We start from the raw sequence: 20,324 nt of genomic DNA, 5'->3' as shown, positions 1-20,324 counted from the left end.
ACTTTTTTAACGCATGTTTTGTATGTATATGTTTTACAAACGATTGCATTTTTACTTTAGTATAAATTATCTTTGTTACACTTAAAATAATGAGCCTAAGATTTCGTTATTTTTAAACAAATAAATGAGATACAATAAACTGCTTTTTTTACTTTGCTTTTTTTTATTGCAAAACATTCATGCTCAGGTTTCTAATTCTGTTCTTGCTGAAGGAGATTGGTATCGGTTTTCTGTAGATACGACTGGTGTTTTTAAAATAGACCGTTCCTTTTTACAACAAATGGGGATTGGTACAAATGGAATAAATCCAAAAAAAATACACATTTACGGAAATGGTGGGCAGCTTTTACCTGAACAAAATAGCGATCTTAGGTACGATGATTTGCAGGAAAATGCCATTTATATTTCTGGTGAAGCAGATGGTGTTTTTAATGCAGACGATTACATTTTATTTTATGCCAAGGGACCACATGACTGGCAAGAAGATGTGCCTAACAAAACAGCACAACATCGACACAATATTTACACAGATGTAGCTTATTATTTTATTACCATAAACGATGCAGATGGTAAAAGAATACTGTTAAACACCCCAATTACTGAACCTACTAACACCACCATAACTACATTCGATGATTTTGTGGTGCATGAAAAAGACGAGAAAAATTTATTGGCTGTAGGTACACAATGGTTTTTTAATGCGGATTTTAATATTGAAAACACCCAAGTTTTTTCCATTCCTTTTCCGAATGCAGTTGCAAACGAATCACTAACAGTTAGGGTAAGAGGTGTTTCTAATTCTGTGGTTTCTTCGGCAATGGAGGTCTCTGTGAATGGACAAAGTGCTTTTACCATTAATTACCCTGCTACAAATCCGTCTTCCTTAACCAAAGCCTTTGCTTTAGAACGCAGTGCAACCCTACAAAACAGTGATGACAACATTACTGTAAATATTACCTATGACAATAATGGGAATCCGTCTGCAAATGCTTTTTTAGATTATATTGCCATTCTTGGTAAAAAAAACTTGTCTTTTACAGCGGATCAATTTTCTTTTCGAAGTTTTGCTCAAGTCAATGCTGTAGCTCCAGTAATCTACGAAATACAGAATGGAGCCAATGCTTTTGGCGTGTGGGATGTTTCCAATCCGATAGCTCCAAAGCAAATTAGCAATGAGGCAACAGGAAACGACTTTGTGTTTACTGCAGCACCTGGCGTTTTTGGAGAATATGTAGTATTGGGTGCATCTGACTTTTACCTACCTACACTTGTCGATAATTCAAAGGTGGCCAATCAGAATTTACATGCATTGCAAGATATTAATTACTTGATTATTACCACGTCTGATTTGGCGCCAGAAGCTCAACGTTTGGCCGATTACCATCAAGAAAACAGTAATTTGACGACTAAAATAGTACTCTTACCCGAAATTTACAATGAGTTTGCCTCGGGTGCAAAAGACATTACTGGTATAAGAGATTTTATAAAGCACCTTTACGAAACCAATAGTACTGCAGAAACCAAATTAAAATTTGTTTGTTTTTTTGGAGATGCCTCTTATGATTACAAAGACCGATTGTCAAACAATACGAATATTGTACCTGTAAAATTATCGAAACTTAGTTTTAATTTAGCGAGTTCTTATGTGACCGACGATTTTTTTGTGATGTTAGAGCCGCAAGAAGGGACCATGGCAACCACACACACCATAGATGTAGTTTCTAGCCGAATTCCTGTGGCTACAGCTTCAGAAGCAAAAATTGTGGTCGATAAAATTTTATCGTACTACAATAAAGAAGCGATAGGTGATTGGCGTAATACGATAACTTTATTAGCTGATGATATTGATGTAACAGGAGAGCAAGTAATTCAAGAAGGTGTTGAGTCTATTGCAGATGAAATTAAAGAAAACACCCCTATTTTTAACGTAAATAAAATTTATGTAGATGCCTTTGTGCAAGAAAATTCTTCAGGAGGCGAACGCTATCCAGAGGTAAACAAAGCCATTACCAATGCCATTGAAAAAGGGACGTTACTTTTTGATTATTTTGGCCATGGAGGAGAAGATGGTTTTGCTACTGAACGTATTTTAGACGTACCTCAGATACAATCGTTTACCAACCCTACAACCCTGCCGTTGCTAATCACAGTTACCTGCGATTTTTCTCGTTTTGACAACCCGAATCGAATTACAGCAGGAGAAATTACGTTTAAAAAGCAAAATGGAGGTGCAGCAAGTATGATTACAACCACGAGAGAGGTGTTTATTTCTACAGGGCAGCGTTTTAACGAGCAGTTAATTCGAGTTTTACTCTCTTTTAACAACGAAGATTACTCCATTGCAGAAGCGTTAATGGTAGCTAAAAATGAGTTTTCGAGCACTCAAAAATTCTTTATTTATGCGTTTGGAGATCCTGCCATGAAACTGGCAATACCCAAGCCCAATGTGCGCATAACTAAAATGAACGATATACCTATTACACAAGCTTTAGATACCTTAAAAGCCTTGTCTAAGGTAAAGTTTGAGGGCGTGGTAACCGATCCTGCAAATACATTGTTAACTGATTACAATGGCACATTATCGACCACTGTTTTTGATAAAATAATAGACAAAACAACCTTAGATAATGATGGGTTTGGCGTTACCATGCAGTTTGATACGCAAGATAGCAAGTTATTTCGAGGAAAAGCAACGGTAGAAAATGGAGCATTTACCTTTAATTTTGTAGTGCCAAAAGACATTAAAATAGCCTACGGAAAAAGTAAGCTGAGTTTTTATGCAGAGAACGGAGATATCGAAAAATCAGGAGCTAATTTTGATGTGATTGTTGGCGGAATTAATGAAAACGCTCCCGAAGATAACCTTGGGCCAGAGATTGGTTTATTTATGAACGACGAATCATTTATAGATGGGGGCAATACCAATGCATCTCCGAATTTAATTGCAGTATTGTCTGATGCAAACGGAATAAATACTTCGATAACAGCAGTAGATCATGATATTGTAGGAGTTTTAGATGGAGATACCACCAATCCTATTCTTCTAAATGATTTTTATCAAACGGAACTTAACGATTTTACGACAGGTAAAGTAACCTATAAATTCAGAGATTTAACAACAGGACCGCATACCTTAAAAATAAAAGCATGGGACACCTACAATAACTCTTCTGAACAAACGTTAAGTTTTGTGGTAGTCAGTGATGGGGAGTTAAACATAGAAAATGTGTTGAATTACCCAAATCCATTTGTAAATTATACTGAATTTTGGTTCAATCATAACAAACCGAATGCGCCCTTAGAAGTGCAAGTTCAAATTTTTACGGTGTCTGGTAAATTGGTAAAAACCATCAATAGAAACGTGCAAACCACAGGAACGCTGTCTAGAAATATTACTTGGAATGGGTTGGACGATTTTGGGAATAAAATAGGAAAAGGTGTGTATGTTTATAAGTTAACCGTAAATGATACGACAAGTAATTTAGTATCAGAGAAGTATCAAAAATTAGTTATCCTACAATAAAAAGTTAGATATTTGTAAAATCAACATCAATAATAAACCATGAAAAAAATAGGTATTTGTATTGCACTTTGTGCTTTCGTAAGCATGAAATTTAGTGCACAAACCAACACACAACAAACAGGAGGTATTACAACTGCCACACCCTTTTTATTAATTGTACCTGATGCAAGAGCGGGAGGTATGGGAGATATGGGAGTTGCTACATCTGCAGATGCATGGTCTTTATTTCATAACCCTGCAAAAACTGTTTTTGGAGACCGACAAATAAAAGCAGGGCTTACTTACTCACCTTGGTTACGTAACTTAACCGATGATATTTTTATTGGAGCCGGTTCTTACATCAATAGATTCAGTGAAAATGCAGCTTGGGGAGCAGAGTTTAGGTATTTTAATCTAGGACAGATAGATTTAACCGACAATCAAGGAAATCCAAACGGAACAATAAATCCGAATGAATTTGTGTTTTCTGGGGCCTATGCCTTAAAATTAAGCGAAACTTTTTCTATGGGAGTTGGTCTAAAATACATCCGCTCTAACCTTGCGTTTAACGGAACTGCAGCCAATACGTTACAGCCTGTAAATTCTTTTGCAGTAGATGTTTCTGGATATTACCAGTCGTTTGAAGAAAACTATGGAAATTTTAATGGAAGGTATCGATTAGGGTTTAATATTGCCAACATTGGACCTAAAGTTTCTTATACCCCTAGTGAAGAAGATTTTATTCCAACTAACTTAAAGTTAGGGGGTGGTTTCGATTTTATTTTAGATGATTATAACATTATTTCTACCAACGTTGAGTTTACAAAATTACTAGTGCCTACACCACAACCTGATGGTACTGACGAAGACAAAGGATGGATACAAGGTATTTTTGGTTCTTTTGGAGATGCACCAGGTGGTTTTAGTGAAGAATTAAGTGAGGTTACCTATGCTTTAGGAGCTGAGTATTTATATAACAATGCCTTTGCCCTACGAACAGGGTATTTTCATGAAAGTAAAGATAAAGGAAATAGACAATATTTTACCTTAGGTGCTGGATTTAAAACCAATGCTTTAAATGTAGATTTGTCTTACTTGATAAATGCGTCTGATGTAAACAACCCACTAGAAAACTCGCTACGTTTTAGTTTGTCTTTCGATTTAGGAGAGATTTTTGACAACTATTAATTGTTGCTTTACCTCGCAAAACATATCACAAAGCGGTCTTATTTAAGGCTGCTTTTTTGACCTTTACAGGATGAAAAAAATTGAAATAAAAACAACAGCAATGCTTTATGAAAGTATTGATGCCTTAGAAAAAGAAGATGCTTTTTTAATGAAAAAAGCCATTGAGGCCAGAGGAAAATCCTATGCCCCTTACTCTAATTTTCATGTGGGCGCAGCCTTGTTGTTAGACAATGGAGCAATTGTTTTAGGAAATAATCAAGAAAATGCAGCATACCCCTCTGGAATGTGTGCAGAACGTGTGGCTATTTGGAAAGCCGGCTCTGAATATCCAAACATGAACGTAGTAAAATTAGCAGTTACCGCCAGTTCTGTGAACAATCCCGTTACAAAGCCAGTAGGGCCCTGTGGAGCCTGTAGGCAATCTTTGTTAGAATACGAAATAAAACAGGCGGCACCTTTTAAAATGTTGCTTATGGGAGAAGTAGGCGAAGTTATTATTACTGATTCTCTAGTGTCATTATTGCCTTTTTCTTTTGATCAATCATTTTTATAAAAAATATTTTTGGTGTTGGGTATTGTAATGTGCAAGCTGCTTATATTCATCTAATGCCCTTATTTAAAAGTTGTTCTAAATCTCCTTTATTTATATTATAATAAAGAGAAAATAGGGTTTTGCTTCGTTCTCTTTAATTTTGCAGTTGTTGTAATTAAGATATAAAGTGTAGACATTTAGCCATTGACTTTTCCATAGTTCTCCCTTGTTTTTATAATTTAACGTATAATTTTATTACATTGGAGGTTGAAAATAAAAAACGAATGATTTCATCAAAAATAACAGGTACAGGTACATTTATTCCCTCATTGCGAAAAGAAAATAACGATTTTTTAGGGGTTGATTTTTTAAACAATGACGGTTCTGAATTTGAGGATGCCAACCCTATTATTATTGAAAAGTTTAAAGCAATTACCGGAATTGAAGAACGCAGGTATGCCAAAAAGACCTACAATACGTCTGATTTAGCATTTTTTGCGGCAGAAAAAGCCATTAGTGATGCTGCCGTTAATCCTGAAGCACTCGATTATATTATTTTTGCGCATAATTTTGGCGATGTAAAAGATGGTGCAATACAAGGAGATATGCTGCCAAGTTTGGCAACAAGAGTTAAGGCCAAATTAGGCATAGAAAATCCTAATTGTGTGGCCTATGATATACTGTTTGGTTGTCCTGGTTGGGTAGAAGGTGTTATACAAGCCCAAGCATTTATAAAGGCAGGAATCGCAAAAAAATGCCTGGTAATTGGTGCAGAAACACTTTCTAGAGTGGTAGACAAACACGATAGAGACTCCATGATTTATAGTGATGGAGCAGGGGCTTGCATTGTAGAATATACAGAAGAACAAGATGCAGGAATTCTAAGTCATGCTTCACAAACCTTTGCCAAAGAAGAAGCACATTACTTATTTTTTGGACGTTCTTATGATCAACAAGCCAATAAAGACATACGGTATATAAAAATGTTTGGGCGTAAAATTTACGAATTTGCCATAACACATGTGCCCAAAGCCATGAAAACCGCTTTAGATAATAGTGGATTGGACATAGATGCTGTGCAAAAGATTTTTATCCATCAAGCGAATGAAAAAATGGACGAAGCCATTATTAAACGATTCTATCGCCTGTTTAAAAAACCAGTTCCTGAGGGTATAATGCCAATGAGTATCCACAAATTAGGAAACAGCTCTGTAGCTACAGTACCCACTCTATTAGATTTGGTGTTAAAGGGAGAAATAGCCGATCAAGAAGTGCAAAAAGGAGATGTTGTAATCTTAGCCTCTGTAGGAGCAGGCATGAATATTAATGCTGTGGTTTATAAATTTTAGGAGTCCTTTTACAAATTCTAAAAGATTATAAAATTCTAAACGCTAAATATGTGTAATCTAATCTCAAAATATTATTTTTGTGCATGCAACAACATCAAGTACTTATATTAGATTTCGGTTCGCAATATACACAGTTAATTGCGCGAAGAGTTCGGGAATTAAACATTTATTGTGAAATACATCCGTACAATAGTGTTCCAAAAAACATACAAAATTTTAAAGCAGTTATTCTTTCTGGGAGTCCAAATTCTGTGAGAGGAGAACTGGTTTTACACCCAGACTTAACTGCGATACGTGGTAAAAAGCCAATGCTAGCGGTTTGTTATGGTGCGCAATATTTGGCTCATTTTTCTGGTGGAAAGGTGGCTGAGTCTAATATAAGAGAATACGGAAGAGCCAATTTGTCTTTTGTAAAAAAAGAAGAACCTTTCTTTGCCAATATCTCTGAAGGAAGTCAGGTTTGGATGAGTCACTCAGATACCATTAAAGAATTACCTTCTCAGGCTGTTTTATTAGCAAGTACTTCTGATGTTGCCAATGCCGCTTACAAAATAGAAGGAGAAACTACTTTTGGAATTCAGTTTCATCCAGAAGTATACCATTCTACAGATGGTAAGCAATTGCTAGAAAACTTTTTAGTAACCATTGCTGGTGTTGCACAAACATGGACGCCTGATTCTTTTGTAGAAAGTACAGTAAATGCCATTAAAGAAAAAGTGGGGAACGATAAAGTAGTGCTAGGACTTTCTGGAGGAGTAGACTCTTCTGTAGCTGCAGTGTTACTTCATAAAGCAATAGGAAAAAATCTCTACTGTATTTTTGTAAACAATGGTTTGCTTAGAAAAGATGAGTTTAGCAGTGTTTTAAAACAGTACGAAGGAATGGGACTAAACGTAAAGGGTGTAGATGCCTCTGAGCGTTTTTTAACCAAATTGGCGGGTTTAAGCGATCCTGAAGCAAAAAGAAAAGCAATCGGAAATACGTTTATTGATGTGTTTGATGATGAAGCCAATCAAATTAAAGAAGTAAAATGGTTGGCACAAGGAACCATTTATCCTGATGTGATTGAGTCTGTTTCTGTAAACGGAGGGCCTTCTGCAACTATAAAAAGTCATCATAACGTAGGCGGTCTACCAGACTTTATGAAATTAAAAATTGTAGAGCCATTGCGAATGATTTTTAAAGATGAGGTACGTAGAGTGGGGGCTTCTTTAGGCATAGACAAACAACTACTTGGGCGTCATCCTTTTCCAGGACCAGGTTTAGCCATTCGTATTCTAGGAGATGTTACTGAAGAAAAAGTACGTATCTTACAAGAAGTAGACGCTATTTTTATAAATGGTTTACGAGAAGACGGTTTGTATGATAAAGTATGGCAAGCAGGTGCAATGTTACTTCCAGTAAATTCTGTTGGTGTGATGGGTGATGAAAGAACCTACGAAAAAGTAGTGGCTTTAAGAGCAGTAGAAAGTACAGACGGAATGACTGCAGATTGGGTAGATTTACCTTATACATTTTTACAAAAAACATCCAATAAAATTATAAACCAAGTAAAAGGAGTAAATAGAGTGGTGTATGACATTAGTTCTAAACCACCTGCAACAATAGAATGGGAATAACACATATGAAGCATATTACATTTTTTATTTTTTTGAGTATTTTGTCGGTTACAATTTCTTGTGGTCAGCAAAATAAGTATATCCAATATAAGGTGCAGCAAGGGGAAACCATGCGAAATATTGCTCAGAAATTAAAAATGAAAAAAAAGGACTTGGTGCGTTTGAATCCAGATGTTCAAAAAGAGCCCAAAGCCAATTCTTTTTTAGTAGTTCCTGCAAAGAAAAAAAGGTTTTTTAAAATTAAAAAAACTTTCAAGCAAGAATACAAAGCCATATTACAAGATACAATTATTAAAAAAGATAGTCTTTTAGTAACTATGGCTTCAGATAGTATAGTTGCACCTTTTGTATTGCACGAAGTTGTAAAAGGCGATACGTTTTATAGCCTTGCCAATTTTTATGAAGTTTCTGAGGCACAACTTCTTCAGTTAAATCCTGAGCTATCTGACGGTTTACCTTTGGGAGCTACCCTAAAAATTAAAAGAAATCCTCGACGTGCTTTTGTAGATATTTATACCTATCAAGATTCAATATTACCGAATCAACAATTAAAAGCAGCATTGTTATTGCCCTTTAGAGCAGCAAATTATTTGCCAGATTCCATAAGCCTAAAAGAGGCTTTTGTAACCAATGCAACTCTAGTAAATATTGCCACAGACTTTTATTTAGGCGCAGAGCTGGCTATAGATTCTTTGCGCAATAAAGGAATTGATATTGCTTTGAATGTATATGACACAGGTGTTAGAAAGGGAAGTACTTTTGATAGTATTGTGAATCAAGTTGATTTAAGTACCAATGATGTTATTTTTGGTCCATTGTATTCAGATGAATTGCAAATATTAGCAACCTCTTTAGATACAATTCCTTTGGTGTATCCTGTTTATTCAAGTGGGCAGTCAAAATTTACAGCTTCAAATATTATTAAAACATCTCCAGACAAAACAGTTTTTCGAAAAGAGTTAACAACGTACATCAAAGAGTATTTAATTGGTGGGAATGTGATTATTGTGAGTGATGAAAAACAAGCAACTATTCTCGCTGCTAATACTATGAAAACCAATTTAAAATTGGGTGAATCTTATATAGATACGGTAACTGTAATTACTCCAATAGATGGTTATATTGAAAAAGAACGTTTCTTAGAACTTTTAAAACCAAACAGAAAAAATTGGGTTGTACTTGCAACGGATAAAAACGTAGTTGTTTCTGATGTAATTAATAGTTTAATTAGTTTGCCTGAAGAAACATTTGCAAAGCTGTTTACCTTTACGAAAGGAAGAGTTTACGATAATGAAGACAACCGAAAATTGGCAAAATTAGGCTTCACGTTTGTAAGTGAAGATTTTTATGAGGTTAATGCACCCATGTCAACGCTATTTAACCAACAATATAAAGAGAAAAATTACACCTTGCCTTCTTATTACGCAACAAAAGGGTTTGACATTACTTACGATATCTTAATTCGTTTGGCATCAGGAAAATCTCTTGAGACCACGTTTAAAGAAGGAGCATCGCAAAGAGTAGAGACTAGATTCGATTTTAGAGAAGATGCTCAAGAAAATAAAGGACTCTATATTATTCAATACAATAAAGACTTAACACTAAACAAGTTAAAGTGATAGTTTTGTTTAACTACAATGCATAAAAAAATCCGCAACTGCGGATTTTTTTTATGGAGTAATGAGAAAACTTATATTTTTTTCATTTGTTGTTTCATCATTTGCATTTGCTCTTTTAGCATGCCATGTTTGTCTAACTTTTTAGCTTCAGCCATAAGATTAGTAGCTTCACGTTTTCTTCTTTTTGTCATAGCAATACCTGCTAATTGTAATTTAGCCATGGCCAAATCATGATCCATAGATAGGCCTAAACGAATGGCTTTTCTTAAGTATTTTTCTGACTGAGTCATATTCGTTTGACTTAGCATAATACCATGTAAGTAATTGTAATACCCTTGTTGCTTTGTGGTTAAAGCAGCTTCTGGTTTTTTAATATAGGTAAGCCATTTTTGAGCTCCAGGAAAATTTTGTTTTCTAAGTTGTAAAAAAGCCAATAATATAAACTCATTTTTAAAATAGAATAATACAAAAATTCCAGCTAATAAAAGAATAGAAATTCCATTTAAAATATGTACTTCAGTAAATTCATACACTCCCCAAATTGAGATAAGAGTAGCGATTATTAATTTTATGTTTTTATGAAACATTAGTTATTTTTAATAGTTAAAATTGAAATGCAAAAATACATTTTTATCGTAAAAAGCAACCTACTTCTTACAAAATTATGGAAAGGCGTAATTTTTGTTTCCTATTTTTTATAGTACTTCTTGTATTTGAACCAAGCAAATGTCCCTAAAATGGCAACAAAGCCAATTGAATAGTAGACAGAACTTGGCGTAATTACACGATCTCCACTTGCATAAGAATGCAGTCCAGATAAGTAAAAGTTTACACCAAAATAGGTCATCATTATAGAAGCATACGCTATTACCGTCCATAAGTTAAAGGTATATCTACCTCTGAGTCCAGGAATTAATCGCATATGCAACACAAAGGCATATATCATAATAGAAATTAGCGCCCAGGTTTCTTTAGGATCCCAACCCCAATAACGTCCCCAGCTTTCATTTGCCCACATACCTCCTAAAAAGTTTCCAATCGTAAGCATTACTAGACCAACAGTCACTGCCATTTCATTAATAACAGTAATTTCTTTGATATTTAAATCCATTTTCTTTTTGTTCTTTTTAGTTGTGAAAACTATTAAAAAAAGTGAAAATATTCCTAAGATCATACCCAATGTTAATGGGCCATAACTTGCTACAATAATAGATACATGAACAAGTAGCCACCACGAATTTAATACAGGTTGTAAGTTGGCAATTTCAGGGTCTAGCCAGTTCATACTTGCTGTAAATAGAATAATAGATGTTATAAATGTAGTTGCTGTAATGGTTAAGGCTGATTTTCTTCCTAGATAAAAACCAAAAAGCATTGTTGTCCATGCCACATAAATAATAGATTCATAAGCGTTACTCCATGGGGCATTTCCACTAATGTACCAACGTGCTATTAAGCCAGCTGTGTGTAATAAAAATAGTCCTAGAGTTACACCAATGAGTGCTTTAACAACAATGGTGATCCATTTTTTAGTACTAAATATTTGAGCAACTACAAAGCCAATTAATAGTAAACTAATAAACCCATAGTAACGTACTAACTTTTTAAAGATGTTGTACTTGTTATATCCAATTTCTAAATCGATTTTATCTGCTGAAGGATATACGTCTGCTCCATATGTTTTTTGGTATATTTTTATACCTTCTAAAACTTGATTTGCTTTGGTATAATCATTTGATTTTTTTGCAGTCTGCAACAGTTGTACATACAAAGGCAGAGATTTACGAACAAAGATGGTGTCTGATGGATTGAATCTCTTTTCTAATAATGTTTCTGGCTGAGAAACCCATTTGTTGTTTTCTTCGTTGGGTATAGGATAAATCTTTAAGATTCCCCCTCCAATTGCTGAATATAATAAACCAACTCTACGATCTATTTTTATAAGGTCTTTTTCAAACTTATTTTGTACGTTTTTCTTTTGCGCTTCTGCGACTTGCTCACGAATTAAGTAGCTACCTTTACTGGTAAAAAAGTCTGACAAACGAGCGTAGGTTGTGGTATCTGCTAAGCCCAATTGCTCGCGAATCTTCATGTTTTTTTCCTCTAAATAAATAGCGGGAACCTCGTACCAAAGTCTTGCGTTTTCAATAATAGAAAGAAGTACTTGGCTTGGTTTCATGCCATGTAGTGTTTCAGCTTGGCTCACTTTACGCACTAATTCTGAGGCAAAAGTATGCGCAGGTTTCATTCTTCCACCAGCATCTTGAATGACCAGTTTACTGAATTCTTCGGAATGTGTCACCGAAACTAAATTAGCCTGCAAAATAGAATCTATTTGTGCATCTGTAATTCTATTTACAGCATGAGGATCTTTTTGTTGCTTTTTGTTTTGTGATAGTGCAGCAACGTGAACATGATTTGGGTCTGAGTGGTCATGGTCTGATTCTTGTCCTATTGCAAAAGAAGAAACAAATAAAGCAGCTAGAATGCTCATGGCTACTTTTTTCTTTCTAATTTTTCGCAATGATTTTTTTAGAGAATCAAAACGTGTGTGTTTGGCAAAGAAAATACAAATCATACCTGTATATAATAGAGAATATCCTAAATAGGTGATGAATGTTCCCCAGAAATCATGATTTACAGACAAATGAGTTTGTTCTTTATCTCCTGACAAATCATAACTCGATTGAAAAAATTTGTATCCTTTGTGATCTAAAATATGATTCATAAAAATCCGATAATCAAAAGTTTCCTCAGAATCAATTACGGTGACTTCACTTGCATAAGAGGCAGCACTTTCCGAACCTGGATATTTTTCGAGTTGAAAGTCGTTAAGTTTTATGCTAAAAGGAGTATTTAAAATTTTAGCACCATACCATATCCTAAAGTTTAATCCATTCAAAGTAAATTGCTTTGTATTATCGATATTAAATTTTCCTCCAGTCAAAGAAACTCTTTCTGTGGTGTTATTTGAAGTAATATCTAGCACAATAACGTCTAGTTTTTCATCATTTTTAGGGCCACTAACCGTTTCCATATTTCCTTTTTTAGGAAATTCAGGAACTACAAAAGGAAGCTCTGCAACTGTATATAACGAACGTAAATTAAAATCTTGAACGCTATCTTTACGAATACTTCCATCCGTTAACGTAGCCATGATTTTATAATTACCGTCGAATTTTGTTTTGATTTTTAAACGATTATTTTCCTCAAAAATCTGTATGGTAGCGTTATCTTCTTTTGCATTATAGCCTACTAAAATGTTGTGAATATTGGCTACAGTTCCAGACTTAATATAATGCTCGTGTCTGTTTCCACTTGAAGATTCAACTAAAAACAAGTGCTTTGTACCGTTTTCATCTTCAATAAATTTTTCTTCTGCCCACGGTATGTAATCAACTAGCTGAACACTATAATCTGTACCTTTAAAATTATCTGAATACGACCAACTGTTCTCTCCCCAAGCACTTAATAAGATTGGTTCATGGTTGTTTTTTTGAACCTCATTATTGTCTATGATTGCATTTACATATGTGGTTTCTGATAAAAATGTTTGAGCCGTTTCTCCTTCGTCTATAAGCATTATACCTTCATAACCAATGTATCTGGTAACCCCAGCACCAATAATAACAAATAAGAAAGCAAGATGAAACATTAATGTTGGCCATTTTTCTTTCTTGTATAATTTGTACCTAAAAATGTTTCCAAAAAAGTTAACAACAAAGAGTACCATAATGGCCTCAAACCACGAAGCATTGTAAACTAAAGCTTTAGAGGTTTGTGTTCCGTAATCATTTTCAATAAAAGTAGCAACACCCATTGCAACCGCAAATAGGATAAATAAAATTGCCATTAAGCGGGTAGAATAGAGGAAATTTATAAACTTTTTCATAAGAAAAAATAGGCTTTTATACGAGTTACAAATTTAAGCATAAATGCCCAAAAAAGTAGTCTTGTTCGCTAATTTTTAAATGTTAAAAAAGCTTTTAAAAGACAAGTGTAGCTTGCCTAAAAATTGATGTTTAAAGAAAGTTGTCTAGAAGTTATTCTGCGATACTATCTATTAATATTGATATTAAATCTATAGCTGCTTGTGCTATTTTTGTACCTGGTCCAAAGACACCAACAGCACCAGCGTCAAAAAGGTATTGGTAATCTTGGGCAGGAATAACTCCACCTACAATTACCATTATATCTTCTCTGCCATATTCTTTAAGTGCTGCAATTACTTGTGGAACTAAGGTTTTATGACCTGCAGCTAGTGAAGAAATTCCTAAGATGTGTACATCATTTTCCACAGCTTGTTTGGTGGCTTCTTGTGGAGTTTGAAATAAAGGACCAATATCTACATCAAAGCCCAAGTCTGCATATCCAGTAGCAACTACTTTTGCGCCTCTATCATGCCCATCTTGCCCAAGTTTTGCAATCATAATTCGTGGGCGTCTGCCTTCTAATTCAGCAAATTTATTTGCTAAATCTGCCGCTTTTTTAAAAAGTTTATCCTCTTTAATTTCTTTGCTATACACTCCAGATATGGTTTTTGTTACTGCCTTATGTCTTCCAAAAACAACTTCTAACGCATCTGATATTTCCCCTAAAGTGGCTCTATTTCTTGCTGCTTTTACAGCTAAATCTAATAAATTACCTTCAGATGATTTTGCAGTAGCTGTTAAATTATCTAAACTAGTTTGTACTGCTTTTCTATTTCTTGTCGCTTTTAAGTGTTTTAATCGCTCTATTTGTGAAAGACGAACAGCTTCATTATCTACTTCTAAAATATGAAGTGGATCTTCTTTTTTTAGTTGGTATTTATTTACGCCCACAATTACATCTTTGCCACTGTCTATTTTTGCTTGCTTTTGAGCAGCAGCTTCTTCGATACGTAGTTTAGGAATACTTTTTTCAATAGCTTTGGTCATGCCTCCCAGAGTTTCTACCTCCTGAATAAGTTCCCAAGCCTTATTCGCAATTTCTTCAGTTCTTTTCTCTAAGTAATAACTCCCTGCCCAAGGGTCTACCGTTTTTGTAATTTGTGTTTCTTCTTGGAGGTAAATTTGTGTATTTCTTGCAATTCTAGCTGAAAAGTCTGTGGGTAAAGCAATTGCTTCATCCAATGCATTGGTGTGTAAGCTTTGTGTACCTCCAAAGGCAGCAGCCATAGCTTCTATAGTGGTTCTTGCTACATTATTAAAAGGGTCTTGTTCTGTTAGTGACCAACCACTTGTCTGGCAGTGCGTTCGCAATGAAAGCGATTTTGGATTTTTAGGATTGAATTGTTTTACAATTTTTGCCCATAACATTCTTGCTGCCCTTAATTTCGCAATTTCTGTAAAGTGATCCATTCCAATAGCCCAGAAGAAAGACAATCGCGGTGCAAAAGTATCAATATCCATGCCTGTTTCGATTCCTTTTCTTATATACTCTAAACCATCTGCTAAGGTATACGCTAACTCGATTTCTGCAGTAGCACCAGCTTCTTGCATGTGATAACCAGAAATAGAAATCGAATTGAACTTCGGCATCTTCTTACTGGTGTATTCAAAAATATCAGCAATTATTTTCATAGACGGAGAAGGAGGATAGATGTAAGTGTTTCTTACCATAAACTCCTTTAAAATGTCATTCTGAATAGTTCCTGACAATAACTCGCCTGCAACTCCTTGTTCTTCTGCAGCTACAATATAAAAAGCCAAAATGGGTAAAACTGCACCATTCATAGTCATAGAAACCGACATTTTATCTAACGGAATTTGATCAAAAAGGACTTTCATGTCTTCTACAGAATCTATAGCCACCCCTGCCTTACCCACATCTCCTTGAACACGTTCGTGATCAGAATCATAGCCTCTATGGGTAGCCAAATCAAAGGCAACAGAAAGTCCTTTTTGACCGGCTTTTAAATTTCTTCTGTAGAATGCATTGCTTTCTTCTGCCGTTGAAAAACCCGCATACTGTCTTATTGTCCAAGGTCTTTGTACATACATTGTTGCATATGGTCCTCTTAGATTAGGAGCAATACCAGCCACAAAATCTTCATGAGCAAAGCCTTTTCTTTTTGGTTCTAGGCTTTTTGCCAATTGTATGTTTGAAACCTCTTTTCTACTCATTATCTAAACGTTCTTTCTCAATTGTTTCTGCAAGTCGTTTTCTAACAATTGGAACAATTAATGTTTTACTATTTCTTTGCTTTACAAATGGATATAATTCTAAATTCTGCTTCATCTTATCCGCTGAATTTACTTGTAAGTTTGTGCCTAATAACACCATTTTTTTGGTCTTAAAATCAGCGGCTTCTTTTTGAGCATTTTCACTAATTTTTCGTTGAATTGTGCCTTCTTTTAACTGCTTTAAGAATCCGCCACCTTTTTCAATTGTTTTAAAAATATCTAGTGCGTTTTCGGCCAATTGAGAGGTGATTTTTTCGATGTAATACGTTCCGTCTGCAATGTTTTGAGCTTCAGAAAGGTAGCTTTCTTCCTGTAAGATAAGTTGTTGGTTTCTTGCAATACGTTCGCCAAATTCGTTTGACTTTTGGTATAGGTTGTCATATGAAATGTTAGAAATGGAATTGGCACCTCCTAAAATAGCACTCATACATTCAGACGTAGTTCTTAACATATTCACGTTATAATCGTAAATTGTTTTATTTCTGTGACTGGGTTGTGCAAAGATATGCGCTTCTTTTACTGATGTGTCGTATTCGTTTAGTAAGGAATCCCATAACAAGCGAAAGGCACGTAATTTTGCAATTTCAAAAAAGTAATTAGCACTTACTGCAAAATTAAAACTTATTTTAGATGCTACTTCTTTGCCATAACGATTTAAGTATTCGTTAGCATGTGCCAGTGTGTATGCTAGTTGTTGTGTGCTGTTTGCACCTGCATTTTGGTATAAATCTCCTGAAATAGCGATACAGTTGTTTGCTTTTTCTACAAGGTCATCTAATTGATTAAAGTCTTTTTGAAGGTTTTGAAACCAATTACCACTTTCAGCAAGATGACCAATAATATCTGTTTGAATGTATGTATTGTTTTTATCGCAAAATAAAGCGAGTGCTGTTTTAAATGATACATCAAAAAAAGAAAGCGAAAAGTATAACGGTGTTTTCCCAGGAAATCCTTTTAGTAAGGTTTTCGGATCAAAAGGTTTTGTGGCTTTAAATCGAATGGAGTTAGCCCCTCTTCGAAGTGCATCTACAGCTAGTGTATTTGCAATTTTCTCATTATCTATAAAAATAGTCTGGCAGATGAGGTATCCTTTTGTAGGAACTTTAATCTTATAATTGGATTGATCTTCTTTTGTGTAAAAAGGGTTTATAGTAATGCCCTCGTTAGTTTCAGAGCGCAAAGTGTCATTATAATCTTTCCCTTTTAAGTCTACTTGAATTTTTTGTTTCCAAGTAGCTGCAGATACAGGTTTAAAGTCATCAAACAAAAACTTAGTCATTCTTTTTTAAGCTATCAAATTCAATTATATATATCTCTTCATTTCCCTTTTTCAACAAATACTTTTCTCTTGCAAAACGCTCTAATTCTAAAGAGTCTTTGAGTTTTTTTATGGTTGCTTTATCTTTAGCAATTTTGTCTTTATAAAAGAAAATGGTACTTTCTAAATCTTTAATTTCACTATTAAATTTACGGTGAGTAATGTATGAATTTTCATCAAAAAATGCCATCCAAATCAAGAATGGAATTAAAATAATTGCGTACACATTCGTGAAGAATTTAAAGTACTTATTGTTTTTTATTTTTTGATATTTATTCATTTACAGCCGCTCGTTAATTACACTTCTAACAATGTCTATCGCTACGTTATTATGCCTATCGTTTGGTATAATGATATCTGCATAATTTTTTGTTGGTTCTATGAATTGTTGATGCATAGGTTTTAAGGTGTTTTGGTAACGACCTAAAACTTCGTCTATATCTCTACCTCTTTCTGTAATATCTCTTCGAACTCTTCGTATTAATCGTTCGTCTGTTTCTGCATGTACAAAGATTTTAATATCAAATAAGTTACGTAATTCTTCGCTATTAAAAATTAAAATACCTTCTACAATCACTACTTTTCGAGGGTGTGTTTTTACACTATCTTTTGTTCTGTTATGGGTAACAAAAGAATAGACAGGTTGCTGAATTGTTTTTCCTTTTTTTAATTCTTTGAGTTGTTTAATTAACAATTCAAAGTCGATTGCTCTTGGATGATCAAAATTAATTTTTGTGCGTTCATCATACGATAAGTCATCCGTTGCTTTGTAATAAGAATCTTGAGATATTACACAAACTTCGTCTAAAGGGAGTTGTTTGATAATTTTATTAACAACGGTAGTTTTCCCACTACCTGTTCCGCCAGCAATTCCAATAATTAGCATACCATTTGTTCCTTTGTATTCTTTAGCACGAAAGTAGTAAAGATTTTACAAATTCATAAAGTTATTAATCTTAATATCTTGAGCTTTTAAATCGAACATTAAATTATACAACCCAAAAAACGTTCTGTTCATATAAATAAAATGTTTTGAACCCCTGCTTGCATCATAAGATCTTAGTTCAACATTTTTTGAGTAGCTTTCTCCAAATTCAGCAATTTTACCAAAGAAAACAGGGTCTGAAAAATCGAAAACTTCTTCGTGAAAAGGTTGTGTAAATATGGATAACATTTCATGAAACATGGTGTTGAAAAAGTCGAATTCTTCTTTACTGTCCTCCTTTCTTAAAATATCTAATTCAAACATTTTTTCTTCAAATAGTGGTCTATTTGCAAGCGTTTCTTTTTTAGCTAGAATAAAGTAAGGTGTATAAAAATCTAACGGAATGGTTTTCATACAACCAAAATCTAATGCAATAAGCGCACCTTTTTCTGATACTAAAAAATTACCTGGATGCGGATCTGCATGTACTTTTTTTAACTTGTGAATTTGAAACATATAAAAATCCCACAATGCTTGGCCTATCGCATTTTCTTTTTCTTGATTTGTATTTGCAGCTGTAAATTCAGACAAATGAATTCCCTTCATCCAGTCCATCGTAATTATTTGTTTAGAGGACAATTCTGGATAATATTTTGGAAAGGCTAAGTTTGGTATATGACTACAACTGTCTACAATTTCTTGACTCTGTTTTACTTCTAAAAAATAGTCTGTTTCTTCTAAAAGTTTGTCTTGTACTTCAAAAAAGTATTCGTCAGATGTTTTTCCTTTCATATTAAACATTCGAATTACGAATGGTTTTAATAAAGCTAAGTCTGATTTAATACTATCTGAAACACCAGGGTATTGAATTTTTACAGCCAACTTTTTTCCGTCTTTTTCAGCTTTGTGTACTTGACCAATACTAGCAGCATTGTATGCTTTTGTATTGAATTTATCATAAATTTCTGAAGGAAATTGGCCAAAACTCCTTTTAAATGTTTTTAGCACTAAGGCTTCAGACAATGGAGGTACAGAAAATTGAGCTAGAGAAAATTTTTCTACGTATGCTCTAGGCAATATGCTTTTTTCCATACTTAGCATTTGTGCTACTTTTAAAGGACTTCCTTTTAACTCTTTTAAGCTATCGTAAATATCTTCTGCATTACTTTTATTTAACTGATCTCTTGCATCCTCTTTGGTTTTGGTAATTTTATCACCATAATATTTTAAATAATTCACACCCACTTTTGCACCTGTTTTTACAAGTTTAGAGGCTCTTTGAATCTTTGTAATTGGAATTTTACTTGCTTTTTTCATACTTTAATCCGTACTTTTTTGAAATCTTTCTTTGTATACAAACTTCCCTAAGTCGAGTACGTTTTTTAAGAACTTGTTTTCTAGTAAATCAAAACTAGTATTGATTGATTTTTCGATAAAAATATCAGTTTTTTCAAAGGAATCAGAGTTGTCTTCTAGCCAAAAATGCATAGTAACTAATAATTGTACCCAAGCAGATTGACGGATTACATTTTTTTGTACTTTTTCTAACCCTTCTATAGGTAATTTGTTTTCACCTAAAGCTAAAGTATCTATAAACTTTTTAAAACTTTTTTCTAAACTCGAGAGTGTTTTGTGAGCTTGCAATTTGTTTTTGCACCCTTTTAAAACAATATTTAAATAGTCTTTGTTTAAGGTTAAATTTTCAAAAAAAGTAAAGTACAAACTAATTAGTTTATTTTTTTTATCAAAAGAACCGAACTCTTCGCTTTCCTCTAAAACAGCCAATGAGTTTTTAAAGAGTGTTTTAAATATGAATTTTTCTACTTTTTCTAAGGATGAAAAATTATGGTAAAAAACTTTTTTGTCTAAACCAGTCTTTCTGCAAAATTGCTTTATGCTTTTTGGTCTCTTTTTACTTTCTGAAACCAACTCCATATAAAGTGTTATGATGTCAATTTTTGATATTTTATTTTTGTTTTCCATTTCTCTTAAAACTTTAAACAAAAATACGAAACGTTTGGTCTAAAAAAGAAGATCAAGGGGTATAAAAAACAAAAAACCAAGTTAAATTTTTACTTGGTTTTTTTCTTTTGTAAGTAGTTTTT

At 33.9% G+C, this 20,324-nt stretch carries 14 protein-coding genes; 6 read left to right on the top strand and 8 right to left on the bottom strand.

Annotation, left to right across the window (positions count from 1 at the left end):
• Nucleotides 1-124: 124 nt before the first annotated feature.
• The 6 genes from porU (at nt 125) to Q0L44_RS05835 (ending at nt 9,809) form a co-directional block, all read left to right on the top strand.
• Nucleotides 125-3,523 carry a type IX secretion system sortase PorU gene (gene porU, locus Q0L44_RS05860; RefSeq protein ID WP_296636544.1) on the top strand — a complete coding sequence of 1,133 codons (3,399 nt, stop codon included), beginning with the start codon at nt 125-127 and terminating at the stop codon, nt 3,521-3,523.
• Nucleotides 3,524-3,562: 39 nt separating this feature from the next.
• A complete protein-coding gene (porV, locus tag Q0L44_RS05855) occupies nt 3,563-4,690 on the top strand; it encodes a type IX secretion system outer membrane channel protein PorV (protein WP_296636541.1) in 1,128 nt (375 codons plus the stop codon).
• Between the two features lie 70 nt (nt 4,691-4,760).
• Complete coding sequence (locus Q0L44_RS05850; RefSeq protein ID WP_296636538.1) at nt 4,761-5,243, top strand: cytidine deaminase; 483 nt, start codon at nt 4,761-4,763, stop codon at nt 5,241-5,243.
• A gap of 263 nt (nt 5,244-5,506) precedes the next feature.
• Nucleotides 5,507-6,571: a 3-oxoacyl-ACP synthase III family protein gene (locus Q0L44_RS05845; protein WP_296636536.1), complete on the top strand. Its 1,065-nt coding sequence runs from the start codon at nt 5,507-5,509 to the stop codon at nt 6,569-6,571.
• An 83-nt stretch (nt 6,572-6,654) separates the two neighbouring features.
• The gene (gene guaA / locus Q0L44_RS05840) at nt 6,655-8,190 is read left to right on the top strand and encodes a glutamine-hydrolyzing GMP synthase (protein ID WP_296636533.1); all 1,536 of its coding nucleotides are present in this window, start codon (nt 6,655-6,657) and stop codon (nt 8,188-8,190) included.
• Nucleotides 8,181-9,809 carry a LysM peptidoglycan-binding domain-containing protein gene (locus Q0L44_RS05835; RefSeq protein WP_296636531.1) on the top strand — a complete coding sequence of 543 codons (1,629 nt, stop codon included), beginning with the start codon at nt 8,181-8,183 and terminating at the stop codon, nt 9,807-9,809. The genes guaA and Q0L44_RS05835 overlap by 10 nt, the downstream gene beginning before the upstream one ends.
• 71 nt (nt 9,810-9,880) lie before the next feature.
• Here the strand turns inward: Q0L44_RS05835 and Q0L44_RS05830 are convergent, their stop codons facing one another.
• From Q0L44_RS05830 to Q0L44_RS05795, 8 genes are all read right to left on the bottom strand, one after another.
• On the bottom strand, nt 9,881-10,396 hold the full coding sequence (locus Q0L44_RS05830; RefSeq protein WP_296636529.1) for a DUF2892 domain-containing protein: 516 nt from the start codon (nt 10,394-10,396) through the stop codon (nt 9,881-9,883).
• A gap of 101 nt (nt 10,397-10,497) precedes the next feature.
• On the bottom strand, nt 10,498-13,701 hold the full coding sequence (gene ccsA / locus Q0L44_RS05825) for a cytochrome c biogenesis protein CcsA (protein ID WP_296636526.1): 3,204 nt from the start codon (nt 13,699-13,701) through the stop codon (nt 10,498-10,500).
• A gap of 151 nt (nt 13,702-13,852) precedes the next feature.
• The gene (gene scpA, locus Q0L44_RS05820) at nt 13,853-15,916 is read right to left on the bottom strand and encodes a methylmalonyl-CoA mutase (RefSeq protein ID WP_296636524.1); all 2,064 of its coding nucleotides are present in this window, start codon (nt 15,914-15,916) and stop codon (nt 13,853-13,855) included.
• Complete coding sequence (locus Q0L44_RS05815) at nt 15,909-17,255, bottom strand: methylmalonyl-CoA mutase subunit beta (protein ID WP_296636521.1); 1,347 nt, start codon at nt 17,253-17,255, stop codon at nt 15,909-15,911. The genes scpA and Q0L44_RS05815 overlap by 8 nt, the downstream gene beginning before the upstream one ends.
• Nucleotides 17,248-17,574: a septum formation initiator family protein gene (locus Q0L44_RS05810; protein WP_296636519.1), complete on the bottom strand. Its 327-nt coding sequence runs from the start codon at nt 17,572-17,574 to the stop codon at nt 17,248-17,250. Before Q0L44_RS05810 ends, Q0L44_RS05815 begins: the two co-directional genes overlap by 8 nt.
• Nucleotides 17,575-18,180 (bottom strand): uridine kinase, encoded by a 606-nt coding sequence (gene udk / locus Q0L44_RS05805; RefSeq protein WP_296636516.1) that lies wholly within the window; start codon nt 18,178-18,180, stop codon nt 17,575-17,577. It abuts the gene before it with no gap.
• Nucleotides 18,181-18,225: 45 nt separating this feature from the next.
• Nucleotides 18,226-19,536, bottom strand: coding sequence for an AarF/UbiB family protein (locus Q0L44_RS05800; RefSeq protein WP_296636513.1), 1,311 nt, complete (start codon nt 19,534-19,536; stop codon nt 18,226-18,228).
• Between the two features lie 3 nt (nt 19,537-19,539).
• Nucleotides 19,540-20,202: a TetR family transcriptional regulator C-terminal domain-containing protein gene (locus tag Q0L44_RS05795; RefSeq protein ID WP_296636510.1), complete on the bottom strand. Its 663-nt coding sequence runs from the start codon at nt 20,200-20,202 to the stop codon at nt 19,540-19,542.
• Between the last annotated feature and the right edge of the window lie 122 nt (nt 20,203-20,324).

Source organism: Polaribacter sp. (genome assembly GCF_024639685.1).
Taxonomy (GTDB): domain Bacteria; phylum Bacteroidota; class Bacteroidia; order Flavobacteriales; family Flavobacteriaceae; genus Polaribacter.
The sequence above is the reverse complement of the archived record's forward strand: the minus strand, read 5'-3'. Positions and strand labels throughout refer to the sequence as shown.

Excerpts from the sequence above, each read along its gene's own strand:
- porU (WP_296636544.1), top strand. The coding sequence starts at position 125 with ATGAGATACAATAAACTGCTTTTTTTACTTTGCTTTTTTTTATTGCAA.
- porV (WP_296636541.1), top strand. The coding sequence starts at position 3,563 with ATGAAAAAAATAGGTATTTGTATTGCACTTTGTGCTTTCGTAAGCATG.
- Q0L44_RS05850 (WP_296636538.1), top strand. The coding sequence starts at position 4,761 with ATGAAAAAAATTGAAATAAAAACAACAGCAATGCTTTATGAAAGTATT.
- Q0L44_RS05845 (WP_296636536.1), top strand. The coding sequence starts at position 5,507 with ATGATTTCATCAAAAATAACAGGTACAGGTACATTTATTCCCTCATTG.
- guaA (WP_296636533.1), top strand. The coding sequence starts at position 6,655 with ATGCAACAACATCAAGTACTTATATTAGATTTCGGTTCGCAATATACA.
- Q0L44_RS05835 (WP_296636531.1), top strand. The coding sequence starts at position 8,181 with ATGGGAATAACACATATGAAGCATATTACATTTTTTATTTTTTTGAGT.
- Q0L44_RS05830 (WP_296636529.1), bottom strand. The coding sequence starts at position 10,396 with ATGTTTCATAAAAACATAAAATTAATAATCGCTACTCTTATCTCAATT.
- ccsA (WP_296636526.1), bottom strand. The coding sequence starts at position 13,701 with ATGAAAAAGTTTATAAATTTCCTCTATTCTACCCGCTTAATGGCAATT.
- scpA (WP_296636524.1), bottom strand. The coding sequence starts at position 15,916 with ATGAGTAGAAAAGAGGTTTCAAACATACAATTGGCAAAAAGCCTAGAA.
- Q0L44_RS05815 (WP_296636521.1), bottom strand. The coding sequence starts at position 17,255 with ATGACTAAGTTTTTGTTTGATGACTTTAAACCTGTATCTGCAGCTACT.
- Q0L44_RS05810 (WP_296636519.1), bottom strand. The coding sequence starts at position 17,574 with ATGAATAAATATCAAAAAATAAAAAACAATAAGTACTTTAAATTCTTC.
- udk (WP_296636516.1), bottom strand. The coding sequence starts at position 18,180 with ATGCTAATTATTGGAATTGCTGGCGGAACAGGTAGTGGGAAAACTACC.
- Q0L44_RS05800 (WP_296636513.1), bottom strand. The coding sequence starts at position 19,536 with ATGAAAAAAGCAAGTAAAATTCCAATTACAAAGATTCAAAGAGCCTCT.
- Q0L44_RS05795 (WP_296636510.1), bottom strand. The coding sequence starts at position 20,202 with ATGGAAAACAAAAATAAAATATCAAAAATTGACATCATAACACTTTAT.